The sequence below is a fragment of the Bacillus sp. FSL K6-2839 genome, assembly GCF_038003365.1.
GTDB lineage: Bacteria > Bacillota > Bacilli > Bacillales > Bacillaceae > Bacillus.
In genome coordinates, this window is sequence record NZ_JBBOOZ010000001.1 from 264,102 (window position 1) to 287,403 (window position 23,302).

Annotated in this window: 17 protein-coding genes and 2 pseudogenes; 16 read left to right on the forward strand and 3 right to left on the reverse strand. The window is 42.4% G+C overall.

From position 1 onward, the window contains the following. Positions 1–7: 7 nt before the first annotated feature. The gene (locus tag MHH26_RS01215) at positions 8–1,273 is read left to right on the forward strand and encodes a peptidase (protein ID WP_340971885.1); all 1,266 of its coding nucleotides are present in this window, start codon (positions 8–10) and stop codon (positions 1,271–1,273) included. A 40-nt stretch (positions 1,274–1,313) separates the two neighbouring features. Here MHH26_RS01215 and MHH26_RS01220 read toward each other — a convergent pair whose 3' ends face one another. Next, the gene (locus MHH26_RS01220; RefSeq protein ID WP_060595694.1) at positions 1,314–1,535 is read right to left on the reverse strand and encodes a YgaP family membrane protein; all 222 of its coding nucleotides are present in this window, start codon (positions 1,533–1,535) and stop codon (positions 1,314–1,316) included. Positions 1,536–1,659: 124 nt separating this feature from the next. Here MHH26_RS01220 and MHH26_RS01225 point away from each other — a divergent pair, with 124 nt between their 5' ends. Together MHH26_RS01225 and MHH26_RS01230 are read left to right on the forward strand one after the other, a co-directional pair. Then, positions 1,660–3,402, forward strand: coding sequence for an adenine deaminase C-terminal domain-containing protein (locus MHH26_RS01225; RefSeq protein ID WP_340971887.1), 1,743 nt, complete (start codon positions 1,660–1,662; stop codon positions 3,400–3,402). Positions 3,403–3,953: 551 nt separating this feature from the next. Then, a complete protein-coding gene (locus tag MHH26_RS01230; RefSeq protein ID WP_003214053.1) occupies positions 3,954–4,268 on the forward strand; it encodes a YerC/YecD family TrpR-related protein in 315 nt (104 codons plus the stop codon). Positions 4,269–4,505: 237 nt separating this feature from the next. On the opposite strand, the gene MHH26_RS01235 is transcribed toward MHH26_RS01230, so the two are convergent. Continuing rightward, complete coding sequence (locus tag MHH26_RS01235; protein ID WP_427847079.1) at positions 4,506–6,035, reverse strand: FMN-binding glutamate synthase family protein; 1,530 nt, start codon at positions 6,033–6,035, stop codon at positions 4,506–4,508. A 190-nt stretch (positions 6,036–6,225) separates the two neighbouring features. Between MHH26_RS01235 and MHH26_RS01240 the strand changes: the two genes are divergently transcribed. Then, on the forward strand, positions 6,226–6,456 hold the full coding sequence (locus tag MHH26_RS01240) for a hypothetical protein (RefSeq protein ID WP_003214314.1): 231 nt from the start codon (positions 6,226–6,228) through the stop codon (positions 6,454–6,456). Here the strand turns inward: MHH26_RS01240 and MHH26_RS01245 are convergent. Further along, positions 6,437–6,850 (reverse strand): DUF2283 domain-containing protein, encoded by a 414-nt coding sequence (locus MHH26_RS01245; RefSeq protein WP_340971893.1) that lies wholly within the window; start codon positions 6,848–6,850, stop codon positions 6,437–6,439. The two genes, MHH26_RS01240 and MHH26_RS01245, sit on opposite strands and share 20 nt — an antisense overlap. 281 nt (positions 6,851–7,131) lie before the next feature. Here MHH26_RS01245 and MHH26_RS01250 point away from each other — a divergent pair, with 281 nt between their 5' ends. The 12 genes and pseudogenes from MHH26_RS01250 to MHH26_RS01295 all read left to right on the forward strand — a co-directional run bounded on the left by MHH26_RS01250 (position 7,132) and on the right by MHH26_RS01295 (position 23,294). After that, positions 7,132–7,824: a heptaprenylglyceryl phosphate synthase gene (locus tag MHH26_RS01250; protein ID WP_106031438.1), complete on the forward strand. Its 693-nt coding sequence runs from the start codon at positions 7,132–7,134 to the stop codon at positions 7,822–7,824. Positions 7,825–7,881: 57 nt separating this feature from the next. Continuing rightward, on the forward strand, positions 7,882–10,104 hold the full coding sequence (pcrA, locus tag MHH26_RS01255; protein WP_340971895.1) for a DNA helicase PcrA: 2,223 nt from the start codon (positions 7,882–7,884) through the stop codon (positions 10,102–10,104). Between the two features lie 44 nt (positions 10,105–10,148). Next, positions 10,149–12,155: an NAD-dependent DNA ligase LigA gene (ligA, locus tag MHH26_RS01260; RefSeq protein ID WP_034664717.1), complete on the forward strand. Its 2,007-nt coding sequence runs from the start codon at positions 10,149–10,151 to the stop codon at positions 12,153–12,155. 15 nt (positions 12,156–12,170) lie between these two features. Next, positions 12,171–13,358 carry a CamS family sex pheromone protein gene (locus tag MHH26_RS01265; protein ID WP_370876207.1) on the forward strand — a complete coding sequence of 396 codons (1,188 nt, stop codon included), beginning with the start codon at positions 12,171–12,173 and terminating at the stop codon, positions 13,356–13,358. A gap of 133 nt (positions 13,359–13,491) precedes the next feature. Further along, positions 13,492–14,691, forward strand: coding sequence for an MFS transporter (locus MHH26_RS01270; RefSeq protein ID WP_340971902.1), 1,200 nt, complete (start codon positions 13,492–13,494; stop codon positions 14,689–14,691). Between the two features lie 91 nt (positions 14,692–14,782). After that, positions 14,783–16,072 (forward strand): annotated as a pseudogene (locus MHH26_RS19195) (condensation domain-containing protein); the annotation flags it as partial. Between the two features lie 141 nt (positions 16,073–16,213). Continuing rightward, positions 16,214–17,344: pseudogene (locus MHH26_RS19200) on the forward strand (amino acid adenylation domain-containing protein); the annotation flags it as partial. A gap of 12 nt (positions 17,345–17,356) precedes the next feature. Beyond that, entirely contained in the window at positions 17,357–19,252 is a 1,896-nt protein-coding gene (locus MHH26_RS19205) for a condensation domain-containing protein (RefSeq protein WP_445661639.1), read from the forward strand. 23 nt (positions 19,253–19,275) lie between these two features. Then, entirely contained in the window at positions 19,276–20,790 is a 1,515-nt protein-coding gene (locus MHH26_RS01280; protein ID WP_340971907.1) for a serine hydrolase domain-containing protein, read from the forward strand. Continuing rightward, positions 20,753–21,733 carry a C39 family peptidase gene (locus MHH26_RS01285; RefSeq protein WP_334750925.1) on the forward strand — a complete coding sequence of 327 codons (981 nt, stop codon included), beginning with the start codon at positions 20,753–20,755 and terminating at the stop codon, positions 21,731–21,733. The genes MHH26_RS01280 and MHH26_RS01285 overlap by 38 nt, the downstream gene beginning before the upstream one ends. Further along, positions 21,730–22,440 (forward strand): thioesterase II family protein, encoded by a 711-nt coding sequence (locus MHH26_RS01290; protein ID WP_334750924.1) that lies wholly within the window; start codon positions 21,730–21,732, stop codon positions 22,438–22,440. The genes MHH26_RS01285 and MHH26_RS01290 overlap by 4 nt, the downstream gene beginning before the upstream one ends. Then, positions 22,437–23,294: a 3-hydroxyacyl-CoA dehydrogenase family protein gene (locus tag MHH26_RS01295; RefSeq protein ID WP_034664701.1), complete on the forward strand. Its 858-nt coding sequence runs from the start codon at positions 22,437–22,439 to the stop codon at positions 23,292–23,294. The genes MHH26_RS01290 and MHH26_RS01295 overlap by 4 nt, the downstream gene beginning before the upstream one ends. Positions 23,295–23,302 lie beyond the last annotated feature (8 nt).

Below are 23,302 nucleotides of genomic sequence, written 5' to 3' on the forward strand. Positions count from 1 at the left end.
GACTGACTTGCAGCCAATTACACGTATCAGAAGCTGGATGAGAGAGCACCAAGATGAAGCGATTGCGCTTCTTCAGCAAATGGTGCAATGTGAAAGCACCCAAGGGAATGAACAAGATGTGCAGCAAATCGTAGCAAATAAGCTTTCCGCAATTGGTTTTGATGTAGATGTATGGGACATTGGCGGAGAAGACCTGCTGGAACATCCGTATTTCTATTCCCCGAGGCGTTCCTTTAAAGGAAGTCCCAATGTCGCCGGACGATTGAAGGGGAAAGGCGGCGGCAAATCCATTTTATTAAATGGGCACGTGGATGTTGTTCCAGCAGGAGATACGAAACAATGGACATATCCGCCCTACAGCGGGCATATCATAAACGGGAGACTTTATGGACGCGGGGCAACAGATATGAAAGGCGGAAATGTTTCTTTACTCTTCGCACTAGAGGCACTGCATGCGCTTCAGATTCCGCTGAAAGGAGATGTTGTGTTTCATAGTGTCGTCGAAGAAGAAAGCGGCGGTGCAGGCACCCTTGCAGCCATACTGAGAGGGTATACAGCAGATGCGGCCATCATTCCAGAACCAAGTCATATGAAAATCTTTCCGATTCAGCAGGGATCTAAGTGGTTCAGACTGTATATTAAAGGAAGGGCAGCTCATGGCGGAACAAGATATCACGGTGTTTCCGCTATTGAAAAGAGTATGATCGTTCTTACGCATATAGCGGCACTTGAAGAAGAACGAAATCAGCGCATCACCGAGCCGTTATTTCAGCATATCCCAATTCCGATCCCCATCAACATGGGGAAAATTCAAGGCGGTGATTGGCCATCCTCTGTAGCAGATCTGGTCACAATGGAGGGCAGACTTGGTGTGATGCCAGGTGAGACGGTTGAGCAGGCAGAGAAGGAATTAGAAAATTGGATGACGGGACTTGGGGAAAAGGATGAATGGTTCAAAGATCATCCTGTCGAGGTCGAATGGTTTGGGGCAAGATGGCTTCCAGGCTCAATCGATACGGATCATCCACTTTTAGGTCTATTGAAGGAACAATATGAAGCGGTCAAGAAGGAGCCGCCAAAGATCGAAGCCGCTCCTTGGGGAACAGACGGCGGATTACTGTCACAGGCGGCAGGTATTCCGATCATCGTGTTTGGTCCTGGAACAACAGAGCTTGCCCATTTTCCGAATGAATCCATCGACATTGAGCATGTGATTGAAGCAGCAGAAATTATCGCAGGTACGATGGTGGAATGGTGTGAAGCAGCGGAGTGATGAAAGAGGCGGAAAATAATTACAAAAAAAGAAGGCTGTCTCACTCAGCCTTCTCTTTATGTGTGTCCTGCTGCTCACACATATACGTCACTGGACAAAAACGAAGAATGCCAGATGCCAGTTTCATCCCGCCGCACATGATGCTGAAAAGCAGCATTTTACTCCATGGTTTTCTAGCATATAAAGAACCAGCCACAGTACATATTGTCATTCCGCAGGCAATTCGAATGAGCGCTTCCATTAAGCCGAGATTAGGTTTCATTGAAGGTGAATCTCCTTTTTTAAATATTTTAAGTGTGATTTCAAGAATTTGTAACGTTTCATTAATGCGTAACGTGGTTCGTTATGTTACGATAGTGCTAATACAAATGAAGGAGAGTATGTGAATGTCCGAACGTACTTTTAATTGGAGAAACAATGACATCCGCACACAAATCGATGTAGTCGACTCAAAAATAGTTCCAACACTCCTTTTAACGAATGGACTCGTGCTAAACCCATTTTTGAAACAATGGGTGAAGGCAAATATTTGGATACATGATGATCGAATTGTTTATGTCGGAGCAGAGCTTCCTCAAAATAAATCAGCTAAACGTGTGATTGATTGTGAAGGGAAATACATTGTGCCTGGGTATATAGAGCCTCACGCGCATCCGTTCCATATTTATAATCCCCAATCACTTGCAGAATATGTGTCTCAATTTGGCACAACAACGATGGTCAGCGATAACTTATTTCTTCTTTTGCAGAGCAATGAAAAGAAAGCGCTTTCCACTCTGTGTGAATTAAAACAGCAGCCATTTCAGTATTTCTGGTGGTCTAGATACGATCTTCAGACTGAAGTCAGATATGAAGATGAGATGCTTCCTATCAACTACCGGAAGGAATGGATTGATCATCCTGATGTCCTTCAAGGCGGCGAATTAACAAGCTGGCCAAGATTGATGGACGGTGATGATCTCATTTTATATTGCATGCAAGAAACGAAGAAGCAGAGAAAACGAATTGAAGGGCATTTCCCCGGAGCTTCCGAGAAAACGCTAACAAAAATGAAGCTGTTTGGCGCGGACAGTGATCATGAAGCGATGAATGCGGACGATGTGCTAAAACGCTTGTCCCTTGGCTACCATGTCTCACTTCGTCATTCTTCCATCCGCCCAGATTTAGTGAACATTTTAAGAGAACTGCACGAGCGTGATTTTAGACACTATGATCACTTTTTCTATACAACAGACGGAGCTGCGCCTCATTTTTATGAGGAAGGTATGATTAATCGTTTGATTGCAATTGCCCTTGAAGAAGGCGTGCCTATCATTGATGCGTATAATATGGCGACATTTAACATTGCAAAATACTATCAAATTGATGACCTATTAGGCGTTGTCGGTCCCGGCCGGCTGGCTTCTTTGAATATTTTAGATGATCCGATGAACCCAAATCCTGAAACGGTGATATCTAAAGGGGTTATTCTCAAATTAGATGGCGAGAACCAGCATCAATTTCAAGAAACTAAATGGAAAAATGGCGGGCTTGTTCCATTAGATTTAGGCTATGATCTGACGATGAGTGATTTGCAATTTTCCATGCCGCTAGGTGTCAAAATGAGAAATGCTGTCATCATGGAGCCTTATACAGTGGAGATTGATAACTCGGTGAACCAGCTGTCCTGTAACCATGATCAAAGTTTCTTTAGCCTGATTGACCGAAAAGGCGAGTGGCGTGTGAATACGATGCTTAAAGGTTTTGCAAATAAAGTGCAGGGCTTTGTCAGCTCATTTTCGCTCACGGGTGACATTTTAGTGATTGGGAAAAATAAAGAGGACATGATGCTGGCACATAAGAGAATGAAAGAAATCGGCGGGGGGATCGTCCTCACAGAGAACGGGAAAATTTTGCACGAAATCCCGCTGCAATTATCAGGCTGTGCATCGGCTGAACCGTTTGAGACTGTTCTTCAGCAGATAAAAACATTACGCGAGCTGCTCATTGAGCGAGGCTATCCATTTGATTGCCCAATTGATACACTTGTCTTTTTCCAAAGTACACATTTGCCGTATATTCGAGTGACACCAAGAGGAATATTTGATGTCATGAAAAAAACTGTACTCTTTCCGTCTATAATGCGTTAAAATATAACAGAGTGGAGCTGTATCATCTTTGCCACATTTCTGACAGCTGTTATAGGGCAGAAGTGAGCAATGGATCTCTTCTCTGCCATGTAAGTGAATATGCTTATGTGGAGTTGTTGAAGCAGAGGGCTTTGACATGACGAGTGAAATGCCCTGATTGAAAAATGAATCTGCCGGTTACGCTGGCCGACCAACATATTTTGAATAATTGAGCGAGGCGGGGCGCATGTTTGTGGTCTCGCCGAGCTTTCCGCACAACCTGTATTTTAGGGCATACCTAATCAAGCAGAAGTGATCTTGATATCGGAAGCAAACAAGTTTGTCAGATTGTCGAACAAGGAAAATGACAGAACTTGTCGAATTTGTATACGATAAAGAAGCTTCGGCTTACGAAAGAACTGACGGCATTTCCAGCGTAGAACCAAACCTGTCATGATTCGTTCAAAGCTCATTGCTGAGGTTGAAAAAAATTAGTCAGGAAAGATACCGCTTTTCTTCATAGAATGTCGTGCGAAGCGGTGTGCCAATAGTAAAGGAGAAGATGTATAAAGATGCAAATTGATAAATTAAGGGGCAAAAGCTTAGATCAGTTATTCAACTCCATCTTATCCCTTAAAGACCTGGAAGAATGCTATCGATTCTTTGATGATTTGTGTACCATCAATGAAATCCAATCTTTATCACAGCGTCTTGAAGTAGCGCGTATGCTTCGCGAGGGGAACACGTATCATAAAATTGAGACGGAAACAGGTGCGAGCACCGCAACCATCTCACGTGTCAAACGCTGCTTGAACTACGGAAATGATGCCTATACGATGGCACTTGACCGCGTAGCAGAACAGCAGGCAAATGACGAAACAAAATAAAACAGCTTTCACTGTAAACAATCCTTTTCAACAAGAATGGAGTTGTTTACAGTTTTTTTATGAAGAGCGCTGAAAAGACAAGCAAGGACTGGCTGAATCAAGCGGTCCTGTTTTTTATTTTAGCTCGCCTATAACCTCACGCATCCTCCATCTCCTATCATTTCTCTAAGTTCTTTATACGCGATTGAGCCAAAATGTCAACGAAAAAAAAGGTGCGAAAAAGCACCTTTTCTCAAACTAGACAGACGGCTGTGTCCCTGTAAAAATAGGCACTTCACTTGTCTGGCCATTTTCTTGTCTGTAGATAATATGTTTTTCATTAAAATGAATGGGAGATTCAATTCCAGCGGCTGCGGATAAGTTAAACAAACCTTCTCTAAGAGACAGGATATAATTGCAGACTCGGTATTTCTTTTCTTCAATCGATAAACCCTTTTGCAGCTTTGGATCCGTTGTGGCGACCCCGACTGGGCATTTATTCGTGTGGCACACTTGTGCGCGAATGCATCCGACTGAAAACATGAGTCCCCGTGCGATATTTACAAAGTCAGCACCCATGGAAAGGGCAATCGCAATTTTATCAGGTGAGAGAAGTTTGCCGGAAGCAAAGAGTTTTACCTGATCTCTGACACCGTATTCTTTCAATATTTGATGAACCATTGGGAGCGCCGTGAAAATGGGCAGCCCTGCGGAATCTGCCAATTCATGAAAGGACGCCCCAGTGCCGCCTTCTCCGCCATCCACTGTAATGAAATCAGGATGCTTTCCGCTTTTTTTCATATACGCTGCAAGCTCTTCAATGTTTTCTTTATGTCCGACAACAAGCTTGATGCCAACAGGCTTTCCGCCTATACTTCGCAGCTGTTCAATGAAATCAAACATATCAGGAATGGAGTGGAACATCTCAAATCGGTTTGGGCTGTCAATGGATTGATGGGGCGGCAATTTACGGATATTCGCAATTTCTTCGGTGACCTTTTCGCCGTCAATATGACCGCCGCGTGTTTTTGCTCCTTGTGCCAGCTTCAGCTCAAAGGCTTTGACTTCCTCGTGCTCGCTTTTTTTCTTAAATTCTTCAAAGGAGAAAGCACCATCCTCTGTTCTCACGCCAAATAGACCAGGCCCAATCTGGCAAATGATATCGGCTCCGCCTTTGAGGTGATATGGGGAAAGCCCGCCTTCACCTGTGTTCATCCACGTACCGCCGGCCATTTTTAATCCAGAGGATAGTGCTGTAATGGCCCTGTCGCCTAAAGAGCCGTAGCTCATGGCAGACTGACCAATCAGGCCTTTTACACGGAAAGGCTTTTGACATGTGTGCTCGCCAATCACTTGTACATCGTCTTGATGGAGATAGTAAGGTTTTGCTTCGACCTCTTTGGTATGTTCACTTCTTCGCAGTAAATTGTCTTGATCAATCTGATACACTTTTGTATGGATTTTTTCAGATTGATCGATCCGTAATTCATCTCGCTGTTTTGGAAACAGGACGTTGCGGATATAATAACCAGGCTTGTCAAAATCACGTTTTGATCCAAAGCCCATCGTCCGGCTTTTGTACTTCCCAGACATGACAGCTTGCTCGTATTCTCTTCTCGAGAAAGGAAGCTCCTCTCGATCATTCAGAAACAGATATTGACGAAGCTCAGGTCCTATTTTTTCAAAAATAAACCGCAGCTTCCCAATGACCGGATAATTTCGCAGGACAGAATGCTCTTCCTGTTTTTCATCTCTCATCCAAATCCAGAGCAATAAAATAATTGGCATGATCAAACAAATAACTAGCAGTGCGGCAATGACAATTAAAGTCGTTGTCACGAAGATCCCCTCTTTTCTCTTTCATTGCTGTTGTTATTCCACTTTTCATTGAAAGAGAAACCACTTCAACATATTGTGACGTTTAGAAATGAAAAGGCGGGGTAACTTACAAATAAGATCATAAGGGGAGGGAACATACATGAATAAGCGTCCGAATGCGTATGTACTTGCAGGATTAGGGGTTGGTGGTGCTGTGTTATTAGCGGTAAAAAATAAACAGCATCTCAAAAAATGGGCAAGCATGTTCCGCTCAGATGAAAAGATTCCTGAAAAAGCTGGACACCCTGATCCATTAGATATTCAAGACAACAAGATGGTCGATGAAGGGGCCATGACATCCGTCCATTATTTCAATGAAGTGAGACAATAGTTTGGAAAAACCGTTTTGACCATTCAAAACGGTTTTTTCTTGTCTTTCTTTTGACGTTATATCGAAGAGGATCGACAATCGTAAAACCGATTAGCCCTTTGTGATCAGGCGTCGAGAATTGAAATTCAATGCCCGATAAATGATAGGTTGAGAGAACTTCCTGATCCGTAAAACGTAACGAAAGCTCGTCCTCATAAACGGGTGTGTGCTTCAGAACCTCTGCTTCTTCTGCAAATAACTCCAGCCCAGCCACACGGCCTTTTTTATCGATATCTGCGTTCACACATTCATTCACGTCTAATTCAATGGTTTCTTTGATTGTCCCGATTCCAGGAGGGGTGAGATAGATGTATCCGATGTCGATCGTTTGATCATATGTGATGGTTCTTTTCAAATCATTCACCTGCTTATTAGATAGTAAAATGTTCCTTTATTGTATAATATCATGTGATGAGACGAAGCAGCTCGCATTTCAGTTCAGTATTAATATATTTATCTCCCTCAGTCCTCTTGAAGTGGATCTTTTCACATAGTCTCCATTAGCCTCATCTAGAGTTAAAATCGTCCATTTTCAAAAGAATGAAACTTTTAGCTGAAGGAGGTTACCCATTTTTTGCGGTCACTGATTTTGTTATAATATTTAAATGGAATGAAACGAATGGAGGAACGTTTTTCATGTATGATGTTACCGAGTGGAAGCATGTCTTTAAACTCGATCCAAATAAAGAAATATCCGATGAACAGCTGGAGGCGATTTGTGAATCTGGGACGGATGCCATATTGATTGGCGGCAGTGACAATGTGACAGAGGACAATGTGCTCCAATTGATGTCAAAGGTCCGCCGATTTCTTGTGCCATGTGTGCTCGAAATCTCAACACATGAGATGATTGTGCCGGGCTTCGATCTGTATTTTATTCCGACCGTCTTAAACAGCTCTCATCCTGATTGGATTGTTGGGCTTCATAAGGACGCGATGAAGGAATTCGGTGATTTGATGTCAATGGAAGAGATCGTGCCTGAAGGCTATGTTATTTTAAATGAAGAGTGTAAAGCGGCCAAGCTCACAGAGGCAAATACAGCGCTGGACATCGATGACGTAAGGGCATATGCAAGAGTGGCAGAGCATTTGATGAAGCTGCCCATTTTTTATCTAGAATACAGCGGAACGCTTGGAGATATAGAGCTTGTGAAAGAAACAAAAGCAGTGCTTCATGAAACGGTCCTTTTTTATGGCGGAGGCATTGAAAACGCAAAGCAGGCAGAAGATTTTGCGCAGCATGCGGACGTGGTTGTTGTAGGAAACGTCATTTATGACAATTTCAAAGAAGCATTAAAGACAGTGGGCGCAGTCAAAAAGTCATCATAGTCAAACAAGACGAAACGGGTTAAAATAGAACATAAGTTCGAATTGGCGGTGAATGGAATGAATGAAATATCGAATCATTTATTAGAAGGGCTGAATGACGCGCAGAAAGAAGCGGTCAAAGCAACAGATGGACCTTTATTATTGATGGCAGGAGCAGGAAGCGGAAAGACACGGGTGCTCACACATCGAATTGCCTACTTAATGGCCGAAAAGCATGTGGCTCCGTGGAACATTTTAGCGATTACGTTTACAAATAAGGCAGCACGTGAAATGCGTGAACGTGTCCAAGCCATTTTAGGGCCTGGTGCGGATGACATTTGGATCTCTACGTTCCACAGCATGTGTGTGCGCATTTTACGACGCGATATTGACCGTATTGGTGTGAATCGCAACTTCTCTATATTAGACACATCTGATCAGCTTTCAGTGATTAAAAACATTTTAAAAGAACGAAATATCGATCCTAAAAAGTTCGATCCACGCAGCATTTTAGGTTCAATCAGCAGTGCAAAAAACGAACTCATTGATGCAGAGGAATATGCCAAAACAGCCGGTGGTTTCTATGATCAAGTGGTCAGCGACGTCTACACAGATTATCAAAAACGGTTACTCAAAAACCAGTCACTCGATTTTGATGATTTAATTATGATGACGATTCGTCTGTTTGAACGGATCCCTGAAGTATTAGAACACTATCAGCGGAAATTCCAATACATTCATGTCGATGAGTATCAGGATACGAACAGAGCGCAGTACATGCTTGTGAAACTGCTCGCTCAGCGTTTTCAAAATATATGTGTGGTGGGTGACTCGGATCAGTCCATCTACCGCTGGCGCGGAGCGGATATTACAAACATTCTCTCCTTTGAAAAAGATTATCCGTCCAGTGAAGTGATTCTGCTTGAGCAAAATTACAGATCGACTAAACGTATTCTGAATGCCGCAAATACGGTGATCCAAAACAATTCAAACCGTAAGCCGAAAAATCTTTGGACAGAAAATGATGAAGGAGCGAAGATTGCCTATTACCGTGCAGATAATGAATTCGGTGAAGGTCAATTTGTTGCTGGAAAGATTCATCAGCTTCATCAGAGCGGTAAGCGTAAATTATCCGATTTTGCGATTCTTTATCGAACCAATGCCCAGTCTCGTGTCATAGAGGAAACATTATTGAAGTCAAACATTCAATACAACATTGTCGGCGGCACGAAGTTCTATGACAGAAAAGAGATCAAGGACATTTTGGCTTACTTACGCCTAGTAGCTAACCCAGATGACGACATTAGCTTTGCACGTATTGTCAACGTACCAAAGCGTGGAATCGGTGCGACATCTGTTGATAAAATCGCAGCATATGCGGAGATGAATGACCTGTCTATGTTTGAAGCGCTTGGTCAGGTGGATTTCATTGGACTCAGTGCAAGGGCAGCCAATGCGCTTGATGAGTTCAAACAGCTGATTGATCAAATGACGAACATGCAGGATTATTTATCTGTCACAGAATTAACAGAAGAAATCCTAGAGAAAACCGGCTATCGTGAAGCACTGAAGGTTGAAAAAACGATTGAAGCACAAAGCCGTCTAGAAAATATTGACGAGTTTCTCTCCGTGACTAAGAACTTTGAAGAACAAAATGAAGACAAGTCTCTCGTGACTTTCCTGACAGATCTCGCCCTCGTCGCAGACATTGATAAGCTGGATGAGAATGAGGAAGAAGATCAGGATGCCGTCATCTTAATGACTCTTCATGCTGCAAAAGGTCTAGAATTCCCTGTTGTTTTCTTAATGGGCATGGAGGAAGGTGTTTTCCCGCACAGCCGTTCATTAATGGAAGATGCAGAGATGGAAGAAGAGCGCCGCCTTGCCTATGTAGGCATCACACGGGCGGAAGAAGAGCTCTATTTATCAAGTGCCAAGATGAGAACACTCTTCGGCCGGACAAACATGAACCTTGAATCAAGATTCATTCGAGAAATACCAGCCGATTTATTGGACAACCTAAATGAGAAAAAAGAAACGAAAACACCATTTGGCCAAACAAGAGAAAGACCGCAAAGACGGGGACCTGTTTCACGTCCGCAAACTCAAACCATTCAAAACACAGGCGGCGGAAGTATTGGCTGGGCTGTGGGCGATAAAGCGGCACATAAAAAATGGGGCGTTGGAACGGTTGTGAGTGTAAAAGGCAGTGGAGACAGCACAGAGCTTGATATTGCCTTCCCAAGCCCTACAGGCATTAAGCGTCTTCTCGCAGCATTTGCGCCAATTGAGAAGCAATAAACCGATAGCACTTATAAAACGGATGAATTGAAAGGAAGAAGCAGATGGATAAAGAAGCAGCGAAACGCCGGATCGAGGAACTGCACCAGATTTTGAACCAATACAACTACGAATATCATACACTTGATCGTCCAAGTGTTCCTGACGCTGAATATGATGCGCGGATGCGTGAGCTGATCTCTTTAGAGGAAGAGCACCCTGATTTAAAAGCAGCGGATTCTCCCTCACAAAGAGTAGGAGGCGCTGTGTTAGACGCCTTCCAAAAAGTGCGTCACGGCACACCGATGCTCAGCCTCGGGAATGCGTTTAATGAACAGGACCTTCTTGATTTTGACCGCCGGGTTCGTCAAGCAGTTGGTGACGATGTCGCATACAATGTCGAGCTGAAAATTGACGGACTCGCTGTTTCTCTCCGTTATGAAAACGGTGTGTTTGTCCGAGGTGCCACGCGTGGAGATGGGACAACGGGTGAGGATATTACTGAAAACCTCAAAACCATTCGTTCCATCCCGCTCAAAATCAAACGTCCTCTGTCGATTGAAGTGAGAGGCGAGGCATTTATGCCAAAACCTTCTTTTGAAGCATTGAATGAAAAAAGATTACAAAACGAAGAAGAGCCGTTTGCGAACCCGCGTAATGCGGCTGCAGGCTCGCTTCGTCAGCTTGATACGAAAATTGCGGCGAAACGAAACCTTGATATCTTCGTCTACAGTATAGCGGAGCTTGATGAAATCGGTGTTGAATCGCAAAGCGAGGGACTTGATCTTCTCGACGAACTTGGCTTTAAAACGAACAAAGAAAGACGGATGTGCCACACGATTGAAGAAGTGATCGACCTCATTGAAACATTGAAAACGAAGCGTGCCGATTTTTCATATGAAATCGATGGAATTGTCATCAAAGTCGATTCGTTAGCTCAGCAGGAAGAGCTCGGCTTTACAGCCAAAAGTCCCCGCTGGGCGGTTGCGTACAAGTTTCCGGCTGAAGAGGTCGTAACGAAGCTGCTTGATATTGAACTAAGTGTAGGGCGTACAGGCGTCATCACACCAACGGCGATTCTTGAGCCTGTCAAAGTAGCAGGGACGACAGTGCAGCGTGCTTCTCTTCATAATGAAGATTTGATCAAAGAAAAGGATATTCGCCTTTTTGATCAAGTGATTGTGAAAAAAGCGGGCGATATTATTCCGGAAGTCGCAGGCGTACTGATCGATCAGCGTACAGGAGAAGAAAAGCCGTTTCACATGCCGACTGAATGCCCGGAGTGTCATAGTGAGCTGGTGAGAATTGAAGGAGAAGTGGCTTTGCGTTGCATCAATCCAGAATGCCCTGCTCAAATACGTGAGGGACTCATTCACTTTGTTTCCCGTAATGCAATGAACATTGATGGGCTTGGCGAGCGGGTCATTACACAGCTTTTCCAAGAACAGCTTGTCTCTCGTGTGTCCGATCTTTACCGATTAACGAAAGAAGAGCTCATTCAGCTTGAGCGAATGGGCGAAAAATCTGTCGACAATTTACTGCGTTCGATTGAGCAATCGAAAGAAAACTCTCTAGAGCGTTTACTATTTGGACTCGGTATACGATTTATTGGCTCTAAAGCGGCAAAGACCTTGGCGATGCATTTCGGCGACATCGATCAATTAAAGCAAGCGACGAAAGAACAATTACTCGAAGTCGATGAAATCGGTGAAAAAATGGCTGATGCCGTCGTCACGTACTTTGAGAAAGAAGAAATACTCAACCTGCTAAATGAACTAAAAGAGCTAGGGGTCAATATGACCTACACAGGGCCAAAGCCGGTGAAGGCAGAAGAAAGTGATTCCTATTTTGCAGGCAAAACCATTGTGCTGACAGGGAAATTAGAAGAAATGGCCCGAAACGATGCAAAAGCAGCGATCGAAGCATTAGGCGGCAAGCTGGCAGGTAGTGTGAGTAAAAAAACAGATTTAGTCATTGCCGGAGAAGCAGCGGGAAGTAAGCTGACAAAGGCAGAAGAACTCAATATTGAAATTTGGGACGAAGCTAAAATGCTCGAGGAGCTAAAGAAATAAGAGGAGTGTTTTCTATTGAAAAAGTTGTTATTGCTGCTGACAATGCTCACACTGGTATTGTCAGCGTGTGCACCTTTTGGGGGAAAGGAAGAGGAAGAGGTCACACAAAAAACGGATGAAACGAAGGAAACAGCCATCATCCCGATGTACAATATCTCTGACTCCTATTACAAAATGGTGCTGCCGTTTAAACAAGGGGCTGCGAGAGGGTTAACAGCAGAGCGTCTCAACACACGCCTGGACATCGATGAATTTGAAACAGGACTTATGCGCCTTGCAACAGAGTCATTTAATACAAACGACTATCTTTTCCAAGAAGGACAGCATTTAGATGAGGACACCGTTCTCAGCTGGCTGGCGCGCAAAAAAACAGGCAGTGATCTGAAAAAGGCAGAAAAAGAAGATAAAGACTTTAAGAATCTCGGCTTAAACCCAGCTCTTCCAAGCTCAGGTTCAACAAAGTCTAAAAATGAAAATAGTCCAATTTACTTAGCTTCGATGCTAGAGCATAATTACTTAATTCGGAAAGATAAAAACAGCTTACAGCTTGGCGGAGTTGTCATTGGTCTTGCACTGAACTCTGTTTATTATTACCGTGAAAATATCGGTGATCCGCAGCAAGAAGTGACGATCGATTCATCGAAAAATTCAAAGAAACTATTGTCGGAAGGCGAAAAAATTGCTGAACAAGTGATCAAACGAATTCGTCAAATGGATGGGCTGCAAAAAGTGCCTGTCATGATTGCCCTTTATAAGCAAGCACCAAAGTCATCTATCGTTCCAGGAAACTTTATCGCCAAAACGGATGTGAAAGCAGGCTCAGCTGATATCGGCAATTGGGATACGATCAAAGAAGAGAATGTCTTCTTCCCTTCAGATAATGCGAAAGGCAACTACAAAGATGATTCCGAGCGATTTGACCGCTTCAAAACAAAAGTCGAAGACTACTTCCCGAATTATACTGGTGTCGTAGGAAAAGGCTTTTACAAAAACGGCAACCTGCAAAAAATGAAAGTCGAAATTCCAATGCAGTTCTACGGAAAAACGGAAGTTGTAGCCTTCACGCAATATTTAACAGGTGAAGTCATGGATTACTATAAGAGTACCAATATCGAAATTAACATCACATCTTCTGATCAACAAGAAGCCTTGATCACGAAAAATGCTGAAGACAAAGAACCAACTGTTCATATATATGACTAAATAAAAACCGCCTTTTGGCGGTTTTTTAAATTAGGTAAAATGTATCAAGTTATGAAAATATTGTTATAAAAAGTAGAAGTGTAGAAAATAATGTATTATTATGGGTGATAATGAAGAGAAAATGGAGATCAATATGAAAAACAAATCATTTTACTTTTTATTAGGGGGACAATCCCTAGCTAATTTTGGGGATTCGCTATATGTCCTCGTTCTGACCATCCTGACATATCAATTAACAAATTCTACACTGATTGCTTCAATGGTGGCTGTTTCGCAGTTTGTTGGACAAGCCCTTGGAGCGGTACTCATTCCTTTCTTTATGTATCAATTTAAGCTGAAAAGACTCATTATCTATTTGCAAATGTGTCAAATTGCTTTCTTCGGTTGCTTGATTTTCATTTATATTCTACAACTATCAACTTTTACTATCCCTTTCTTTTTTATCATTGTATTTTTCCTGTCTTTGATAGATGGAGGAACCATTCCTGTTCGAAATTCGATGATCCCGCGTTTAGTAGAAAAGAACTTTTTACTAAAAGCCAATAGTTATATCTTAACTTCTGATCAAATTGTTCTTTTACTAGGCTGGCTTTTAGGAGGGCTGTTTATTGGTATTCTTGGACCGCAGTTTCTCCTATTGACGACACTTGTTTTATACAGTTTGTCGCTCATATCTATGCTCTTTATGATTGATACTGGGGCTGCAGTTAAACATGAGCAACAGTCTGAATCATTTACTACAAGGGTCTTTTCAGGATGGAAGCTCATGTATGAAAAGCCAACTATTCGAACATTAACGGTTTTAGAAATGCTATCCATGAGCGGTAGAAGTATCTGGACTGGAGCCATTATCCTTGTGTATGTCACAGAAGTCTTACACCAGCCTGAAACATGGTGGGGCTTTATTAACGCAAGCTATTTTGGCGGAACCATTCTAGGCGGCCTGTTCGTGCTGCGGTTCGCAAAGCATGTGGAACAGCGTTTGTTTGATCACATTTTTTACAGTTCGGTGATCGTAGCTGTGCTAACCCTTTGCTTAGGATTGAATCATTCAGCATGGATGAGTTTGTTGTTTGTCTTTTTATTAGGGCCAGCTTTTCAGCTTCGCAGCATTTCCATTCGTACCTATGTACAAGATACACTGAGTGAAATTGAATTGCCCAAAATACTGTCAGCTCAACATACACTATCAACTTTTATATACGGAATGTCCATCCTCGTTATGAGCACCATGACCGATCTCTTTGGGGCAAGAGTCGTCTTTTTTATAAACGTTGCTCTGTTTACTGTGTCGGCTTTCCTAGCGTCTAGATTAAAAAATGAACAAATTTAGACATTTTATCTCAATTATTTACAAAAATACCGTTATATGATTTAATATGTTCGTAGAAATGTTAACTATATGAAAAGTAGAGGTGGCGTAATTGACTAGTAATTTAGTATATTGGCCATTAACACATCCGCAGCGGCGCGTGATGAACATGGAAACATTTTATCCAGAAACACCGATCAATCATATTGGCGGTATCATCTTCGTCAATGGGCCGTTACAGCTTGATAAACTGAAGCAGGCCATTGCATCTTGTATCATGATGACAGAATCTCTTCGTCTCAAGCTAGTAGAGAAAGATGGTGAGACGCTTCAATACGTTGATCCAAACGCCGATAATCCAATTCCTGCCTATGAGTTTTCCACACATGAAGACATGCTAGAATGGGCCGAAAAAGCCTTCAAAACACCATTTCAATTAACAGAAACCCCTCTCGCCGAATTTGCTGTACTAAAAATCGGTGAACAACAATCCGGTTATTTCATCAAATGCCATCATACAGTAGCAGATGGATGGTCGATGAAAGTAATCATCGATAAAATTAGCCAGCTTTACACTGCTCTTACCCAAAGCTCCTCTATTGAACAAGAAGCAGATAATCATTCTGTATTTATTGTTAAAGAATCAAAATATATGAACTCCCCAAGATTTAAAAAAGATCAGCAATTTTGGAAAGAAGCATTATCTGATGTGTCTGATAGTTATTTGGTACAGGGAACTGACCAAATCAAAGGCCATCGGCACAGCCATTATCTTGATCGACAACTCTCAGAACGAATCTATGAATTTATAGATACCCATCATTGTTCAATCAACTCTTTATTTACTTTAGGACTCTTCGTTTATTTGCATAAAAGATACCAGCAAAAAGATTTTATTATTGGGACGCCAGTTCTCAATCGTTCCGGACAAAAGGAAAAAGCCACGTCCGGTATGACCGTCAGTACAATGCCATATCGAATGAAGATTGATCCTCATCTCTCTTTGTTAGAAAGTCTGACAGACGTTCAAAAAAGCTATAAGGCTTACTTCCTGCATCAGCGTTATCCCTATGATGCACTTGTCAAAGATTTAGAGCTTGCCAAAGCAGGATATAATCAACTTTTTCAAATCTATATCAACTCCTACAGCACAAATATGGTGCAGGAGATGGAAGGATACAAAGTTGATTACATAGAGCTTTACAATGGCTTCCAGCCATATGGCTTACAAGTTGCTGTGAAAGAATGGGATGAAAAAGGGCAAATCGAGCTTCAATATGACTACAAGATCTCAGATTACAGCAATGAAGACATCGGCTTTCTACACGAAAGAATGCTTCTCTTTGTCGAAACCATACTCGCTCAGCCAAAGCAGCTGTTAAAAGACGTACTTCTTATGACAGAAGACGAGGAACATCGAGAGCTATATCAATGGAACGACACAGGCGTGCTATTTCCACAGAAACAAAAAATCCATGAATTGATCACTGACATGTCAAAGACTTCTCCTGATCGAATCGCGATTCAGGACGGATCTTGTATCATGACATACGGTGAACTTGAGAGAAAAACCAATCAAATGGCTCATTTCCTACAAACACATGGCTTACAGAGGCATGACTTTGTTGCAGTATGTATGAATCATTCACCAGAACTTATCGTGCTGCTGCTGGGGATTTTAAAGGCTGGAGGTGCATATGTGCCGATTGATCCTGAGTATCCGCAGGAACGCATTCAGTTTATTTTGGATGACAGCCAGGCAAAGCTGTTTTTCACAGATGGCGCATCTGCATACCATTTTAATGGCGATACGTACAATATCTACAACGTGTGGGATCAGTTGGACCAGTATGATGCGGTACATCCATTCATTGGGGATGCTGAAGACGTCGCATATATGATTTATACGTCTGGCTCTACAGGCCAGCCAAAGGGAGTCATGATTGAGCACCGAAGCTTAGTGAACTATATCATGTCTGCCAAAACACACTATACTGATTCATCAGATGATCATTTTGCCTTGTATTCATCTATTGCGTTTGATTTAACCGTGACATCCATGTATACGCCATTGGTCATTGGCAGTACAGTGGTGATCTATCGTCAAGAGGATCAGCCAGGCTTTTTATTAGAACATATTTTGTTTGATCAAAAAGCAAAGGTCATCAAGCTGACACCAGCTCATATGGCACTATTAACAGATGCTGCACTGTCTCAATCAGTTGTGAAACGGATGATTGTGGGAGGAGAACAATTATCGACCGCTTTGGCCAAAAGAATCACAGAGGCAAGTGATGGAAGGATATCCATCTTTAATGAATATGGACCAACTGAAGCAACCGTTGGCTGTATGATTCATCAATTCCATCAAGAGGATGGAGGGACATCGGTGTCAATTGGTGTGCCAATGCCAAATACAGAGATTTACCTTTTAGATGAGAATCAGCAAGCCGTGCTGCCAGGGACAGTAGGAGAAATATATATTTCAGGCGCGGGTGTTGGAAGAGGATATTGGCAAAGACCTGATTTGCATGAATCGCGCTTTCTGCCCAATCCATTTGTAAGCGGTCGCCGCATGTATAGAACAGGTGATATAGCCAAACGAGCAAATGATGGAAAGATTGATTACATTGGCAGGATTGATCATCAAATCAAGCTGCGAGGCTACCGGATTGAGCTGGGTGAAATTGAACTTGCACTTATGGCACTTGAAGAAGTTGATAAAGCAGCTGTTATTGATCTAACCGATGCATCTGGAGAAAAACAGCTGGCTGCATATATTGAATTAAAAGAAAAAAAGATGACGTCCTTTTTACTTAGAAAGAAATTATCAGATCAGCTTCCAGCTTATATGGTACCTGCCTATTTTGTTGTACTAGATGAGCTCCCGCTTACTCAAAACGGAAAAATCAATCGGACAGCACTGCCTGATCCATTGCTGTCTCAAGTGGAAACAGCCGTTGAATGGTCCAAGGAAACAGCGGACATTGAAGAGATCATAGTAGATACAGCAAAAGACATCTTAGGGCATGAAACGATCGAACCGGCTGATCATTTTTATCAGCTTGGCGGTGATTCCATTAAGGCGATTCAATTTATTGCGAAGTTAAAAGACAAAGGACTCTATTTAAAAACCAAAGATCTTTTTACGTATCCCATTTTTAAAGAAATGGCACAAGTCGTTCAGCAGGAACCTGTCTTACATATTTCACAAGAGCAGGCTGCGGGCGATGTGAAATCGATCCCAATTATCGAATGGTTCTGGTCCCAGCGGTTAAAAGATGAACATTTTTGGCATCAATCCATCATTGTTCATTCAAAGAAAAAGATGGATGAAAGAATCGTGCAGGATGCTTTCAAAGAGCTCGTCATTCATCACGACGGATTAAGGTTAAAAGTACATGAGGCAACTAACACACTCTATTATGATGAAGACATTCATGATATTCCGCTGATGATACACGATTTCACGGCATTGTCAGAAGAGAATGTGGAAGAAGCGCTAAAAGATGTAGGGTGTCAGGTCAAGCAAAGGACTCATCTTTATCAAGGACCATTGATTCAGGCAGCGCTTTGTCAAACTGATTCTCAATCACATCTCATTTTTGCCGCCCATCATCTTTTAGCTGATGGTATGTCATGGCAAATTCTTGTGGAGGACTTGATTCAATTATTGCATGCAGAGAAGGTTACAGCAGAAATACTTCCTTCTAAAACCCATTCCTATCAAACATTTACGGAGCGAATGAACCAGTATGCGGTATCAGAGGATGTAAAAGAGTCGCTCAGCTATTGGCAAAAAGCGGTGCAGGATATTCAGCCTCTGTATCCAGTTTCTTCAAATGAGGGGTATGTCAGAGACGAAGTCAAATTAACCAAGGCGTTATCAGTGGAACTCACGAATCAATTGATCAATCAAGCGAATCAAGCGTATCAAACGCAGCCTCACGAACTGTTAATTTCAGCCTTAACGCAAGCCTGTTATCAGCAAACGAATCAAAAGCGGATTTCTTTGGAATTAGAAGGTCATGGCAGGGATGCTGTGGAGGAAGATATCGATGTATCTAGAACGTTCGGCTGGTTCACCACCATGTACCCTGTGAATGTTCATGTGTCTGAATCTCTCTCAGATCACATACGGGCTGTCAAAGAAACGATACGTGAAGTGCCAAATAAAGGTGCAGACTATGGGCTGCTGTCACTCATCAATAGGCAGATTCCTAATCATTCAGCGCCGCAATTACGCTTTAACTATCTAGGTGAAATTGATCAGGTGCTGAAACAATCATCTGATTATGAGATGACTTACTTTACATCGGGGATTGATTCGTCATTGGATAATCCGTTAACAACCGTCATCGATATGGTCGCTACCATCAAGGGCGGCCAGCTGATATTCCATCTTTCTTTTAGCGCAAAACAGCTGTGTGAAACAGACATGACGCAGCTATTACAAGAGGTAGAGCGGCAAATTGAGCGTCTGGTACAGCATTGCTTAGAGAAGGAAGGAATCGAATTTACACCGTCTGATTTTGAAACAGTGAATATGTCTCTTGAAGAAATGGATTCATTATTTACATGAGGAAAAATCAGCATGTTATCTACATGTCATGTTTATTAGCGGTCTTATGGATAAGCAGCTTTGCTGGGGGGACACATGCAAAAGCAGTGATTACACCTAAAGCCATTGATCAAGTGATAGAGGAACAGATGAAGCTTGGGCGCATTCCAGGCATGTCCGTTGTGGTTGTGAAAAAGGACGAAGTGGTGTACCAAAAAGGCTTTGGTTATGCAGATCGAAAGAAAAAGAAGCAAGTGACAGCCAGCACTTTCTTTGAAATTGGATCTACATCAAAGGCGTTTACCGCCCTTGCTATTGTGGAGTTAGAGAAGCAAGGAAAACTTCATATAAAAGATCCAGTGAGCAGCTATATTCTAGGTTTTTTTCCAACATACCATGGAAAGCCTCAGCGTTTGACGGTGGAGCAATTAATGCATCACACAAGCGGCATTCCCTTTCAATCTATTGCGCTTATCCAGCCTGATCATGCAAAGGATGCGCTGAAAAAAACAGTCCATCAGCTGAAATCAATTGAGCTTAATCGCAAGCCAGGCAGCTCCTTTGAATATGCCACCATCAACTATGATGTCCTTGGTCTCATCATTGAAAATGTAACAGGAACGTCGTATGAGGCTTATATGAAAGAACTGTTTAAAAGGCATCATCTTGACCAAACGGAGGCTGGGCTAAAACGCATGAAGTCCGGTGTTGTCTCAGAAGGATTTAAACTGCAATTCCTTGCTCCGCATGCTTATGAAGCACCAGAATATCGAGGCAACACCCCTGCAGGCTATATTGTGATGAATGTTCAGGATGTGGGGACTTGGCTGCAATATCAATTGACCGATTCAACTTGGTCTCGTTTTGTAAAAAATCCGGATTACTTGACTGTGAATGTCCCAGATGAAGGGAAGCATGTCTATTACAATGCCGGCTGGTATATAGAAAAAGCGCATGAGCAGGTGTCATCACTTTTTCATGCAGGCTCTAACCCAAACTATTCATCATTTTTTCTGATCCAGCCAAAAGAAGGAGTTGCTATTGGAGTGTTAGCAAATATGAATAGCAGCTACACAGAGCAAACGGCACGTCTTATTGCCAATACGATTACGGGCACAAATGAAGAAGCAGAATCATCGATGGATCCTTTTCAGCTCATTGATCAATTGAGTCTTGCAGCCACATGTCTTTTTATTTTACTGCAAATGGTGTCTGTCGTTCGTTTTATCAAGTGGAAAAAGCGTGTAAGAAACGGCGCTTTAGTTCGCAGGGACATGTCACTTGGCGTATGGCTGAAAAGCATCGGCTGGGTGCTGCTGCTAATTGGGATATTGCTCCTGCCAATGATTCTTTCGCAGCTAGCCTTTAATGGGCTGCCTTGGAAAATGACTTTTGTATGGGGACCTTCCTCTCTCATTGAATTAGCGATTTCTTATTATTTGTTTTTCATTTGGTTGTGTACGATTGGTTTCATCAAAGGATTTATGGTGACATCTCCTGCTGGAAAGAGAGGAAAAAAAGATGACCGTCAAACAGATTTCGGGCATTCATCCTTATAATGATTTGTTTTATCGCAGCTGTTTTTTCAATTGCTTTTTTCCAATTGTGAAGCTGCATGATCAAGAAGTCGCTCCATACTTATTAAATGATCAATTTGCCTATGGGCTTACAGATGACGGCTTGCTGCAGATTGACTGGATGTCGGCACACGATCCAGAAAAGATTATGAATTTACAAGGCATTCAAGTTGAAAAAATGACGTATTGTGCCAACCTCATTGAAAAGGTCAAACAAGATGTGATGCGGGACCGCCCCGTCATTGTGTGGGTAGACCCTTACGTTCAGAGAGGCAGAAAAGAGTATTTGACAACCCATAGCCGTCATTCAATTTTAATTAAGGGTTTCGATGAAAATCAGCAAACCTTTCAAGTATTAGAGAATCGGCATTTAGATAATTTGTCTTATGAGCATCAAGTGCTGTCATTTAAAGATGTACAGAAAGGGTATGACACCTTTCATGATCATTTTCAGCCGAATGATCAATTTCATTCCTATGCGTCTTTCTACTTTGAACCGGACAAGCTCTCGACTGAATTATTTGATCAAAAAACGACTTATTTCCTGAGAAATATGCATGGTCAGATAGACGTAATCGAAAAAGGAATCACAGCTCTTGAAACATTTTATGAGCAGTATCCGCAATTGGATGATATCGAGAAGCTCGTGGCGTCGTTCAATCAGATCATCAATACGAAGAAAGTGGAGCTGTATCGGCTGAATCTCATCAAAGGCGATCTACCTGAGCTGGTGGGATGGATGGAACGTATTGTATCAGAATGGGAGAAAGCGAGGCATCAGGCAGCAAAACTCCTTTTCTCAGGTGAGATGTCTAGCAGGTACCAAGCCAATATCAAAGCTTCTTTAGAACAAATCATTCATGATGAAAAACACTGGCTGGAAGCGTTGGCAATCAAATGCAAAAGGGAGTGTGGCGTGTCGTGAAGTTATTTTGCTTACCGTACGCAGGTGGGGCAAGTACCGTATTCAGTACGTGGAAATCTTATATAGACCAGTCGATAGAAATTCATGCCCTTGAACTCCCTGGGCACGGGACAAGAATGACAGAGCCTGTACGGACCGATTTACAGCAGGTCGCAGATGATCTTTATGTACAGGCGTCCTCCTCCTTAAAAGAAGGAGAGCCTTTTGCCATTTTCGGTCATAGCATGGGAGCTGTCCTTGCGTATGAATTACAAAAAAGAATGAAAACAAGGTTAAACAAAGAGCCTGTCCATGTCTTTTATTCTGGGCGCTTTCCACCACATATTCCAGAAAAGAAAGTCTATCATCAACTGTCAGATTCCAAACTGAAAGAGGCGATCATTGCGATGGGAGGCGTTCCTGAGGAACTTGCCGATAACCATGCAGTGCTTGATTTTTTTCTGCCGATTTTAAGAGCAGACTTTCAGCTTTTGGAGACCTATCTGTGTGATGAAGTCGTTCCAGCTGCTTGTCCAATTTCTATTTTTTATGGTACACGTGATTTGCCTTCTGTGCTGTTCGATTTAGACGATTGGGATCAATATACTAGCGAAGATTGTGCGTTTTTTGAATTCGATGGAGATCACTTTTTTATTCATTCATTAACAAATGAAGTCGTAGAAAAAATCAATGTCATTTTAAAGCGAATTGGAGTGTTGGAGAAATGAACACGAAGCACGTAGGTGTGATTGGAGCAGGTGTGATGGGGGCTGATATGGCATTAGACCTTTCAGCAAATGGCTATCAAGTCACATTAGTTGATGTCACAGAAGAAAAACTAAATGAAGCGCTGGAAAAAATCAAGAAGACCTATCAACTGGTTCAATTTGTGAGAAAGAAGAAAATCTCATTGTCTTTAGAAGATGTATTGTCTCAAATCCAGCTGTCAACTTCACTTGAAGGCTTACATGACGCGCATATCGTCATTGAAAATGTGACGGAAGATTGGGAGATTAAAAGACCCATTTATGAAGAGCTGCGAGATATTTGTGCGAAAGAAACCATCTATTTTGTAAACACGAGCTGTATTTCGATTACAAAGGTAGGGTCCCTTATGCATCACCCTGAGAAGGTCATTGGGGCGCACTTTATGAACCCTGTTCCTCTTAAAGCGTTGGTTGAAGTGATTAGAGGAAAAGCAACTTCTGATGACACAGTTGAAACCGCAAAAGGTTTCTTGAAATCGTTTGATAAAACACCTGTTGTGGTGCATGATTTTCCGGGATTTGTTTCCAACCGTGTGCTTATGCTGACAATCAACGAAGCGATTTGGGCGGTGCAAGATCAAGTCGCCACACCAGCAGATGTCGATAAAATTTTCCGCGGGGGTTTCGGCCATAAAATGGGACCACTTGCGACAGGGGACTTAATTGGGCTTGATACGATTTTGAATTCATTGCTTGTTTTATACGAGAGCTACAAAGATCCGAAGTTCCGTCCATGTCCTCTACTTGTCAAAATGGTCGACGCAGGCGAGTACGGCAAAAAATCAGGTAAAGGCTTTTTCCAATATGACATGTGAGAGGAGAA

Excerpts from the sequence above, each read along its gene's own strand:
- MHH26_RS01220 (WP_060595694.1), bottom strand. The coding sequence starts at position 1,535 with ATGAAACCTAATCTCGGCTTAATGGAAGCGCTCATTCGAATTGCCTGC.
- MHH26_RS01225 (WP_340971887.1), top strand. The coding sequence starts at position 1,660 with ATGTCCGAACGTACTTTTAATTGGAGAAACAATGACATCCGCACACAA.
- MHH26_RS01230 (WP_003214053.1), top strand. The coding sequence starts at position 3,954 with ATGCAAATTGATAAATTAAGGGGCAAAAGCTTAGATCAGTTATTCAAC.
- MHH26_RS01235 (WP_427847079.1), bottom strand. The coding sequence starts at position 6,035 with ATGCCAATTATTTTATTGCTCTGGATTTGGATGAGAGATGAAAAACAG.
- MHH26_RS01240 (WP_003214314.1), top strand. The coding sequence starts at position 6,226 with ATGAATAAGCGTCCGAATGCGTATGTACTTGCAGGATTAGGGGTTGGT.
- MHH26_RS01250 (WP_106031438.1), top strand. The coding sequence starts at position 7,132 with ATGTATGATGTTACCGAGTGGAAGCATGTCTTTAAACTCGATCCAAAT.
- pcrA (WP_340971895.1), top strand. The coding sequence starts at position 7,882 with ATGAATGAAATATCGAATCATTTATTAGAAGGGCTGAATGACGCGCAG.
- ligA (WP_034664717.1), top strand. The coding sequence starts at position 10,149 with ATGGATAAAGAAGCAGCGAAACGCCGGATCGAGGAACTGCACCAGATT.
- MHH26_RS01270 (WP_340971902.1), top strand. The coding sequence starts at position 13,492 with ATGAAAAACAAATCATTTTACTTTTTATTAGGGGGACAATCCCTAGCT.
- MHH26_RS01280 (WP_340971907.1), top strand. The coding sequence starts at position 19,276 with ATGTCATGTTTATTAGCGGTCTTATGGATAAGCAGCTTTGCTGGGGGG.
- MHH26_RS01285 (WP_334750925.1), top strand. The coding sequence starts at position 20,753 with ATGACCGTCAAACAGATTTCGGGCATTCATCCTTATAATGATTTGTTT.
- MHH26_RS01295 (WP_034664701.1), top strand. The coding sequence starts at position 22,437 with ATGAACACGAAGCACGTAGGTGTGATTGGAGCAGGTGTGATGGGGGCT.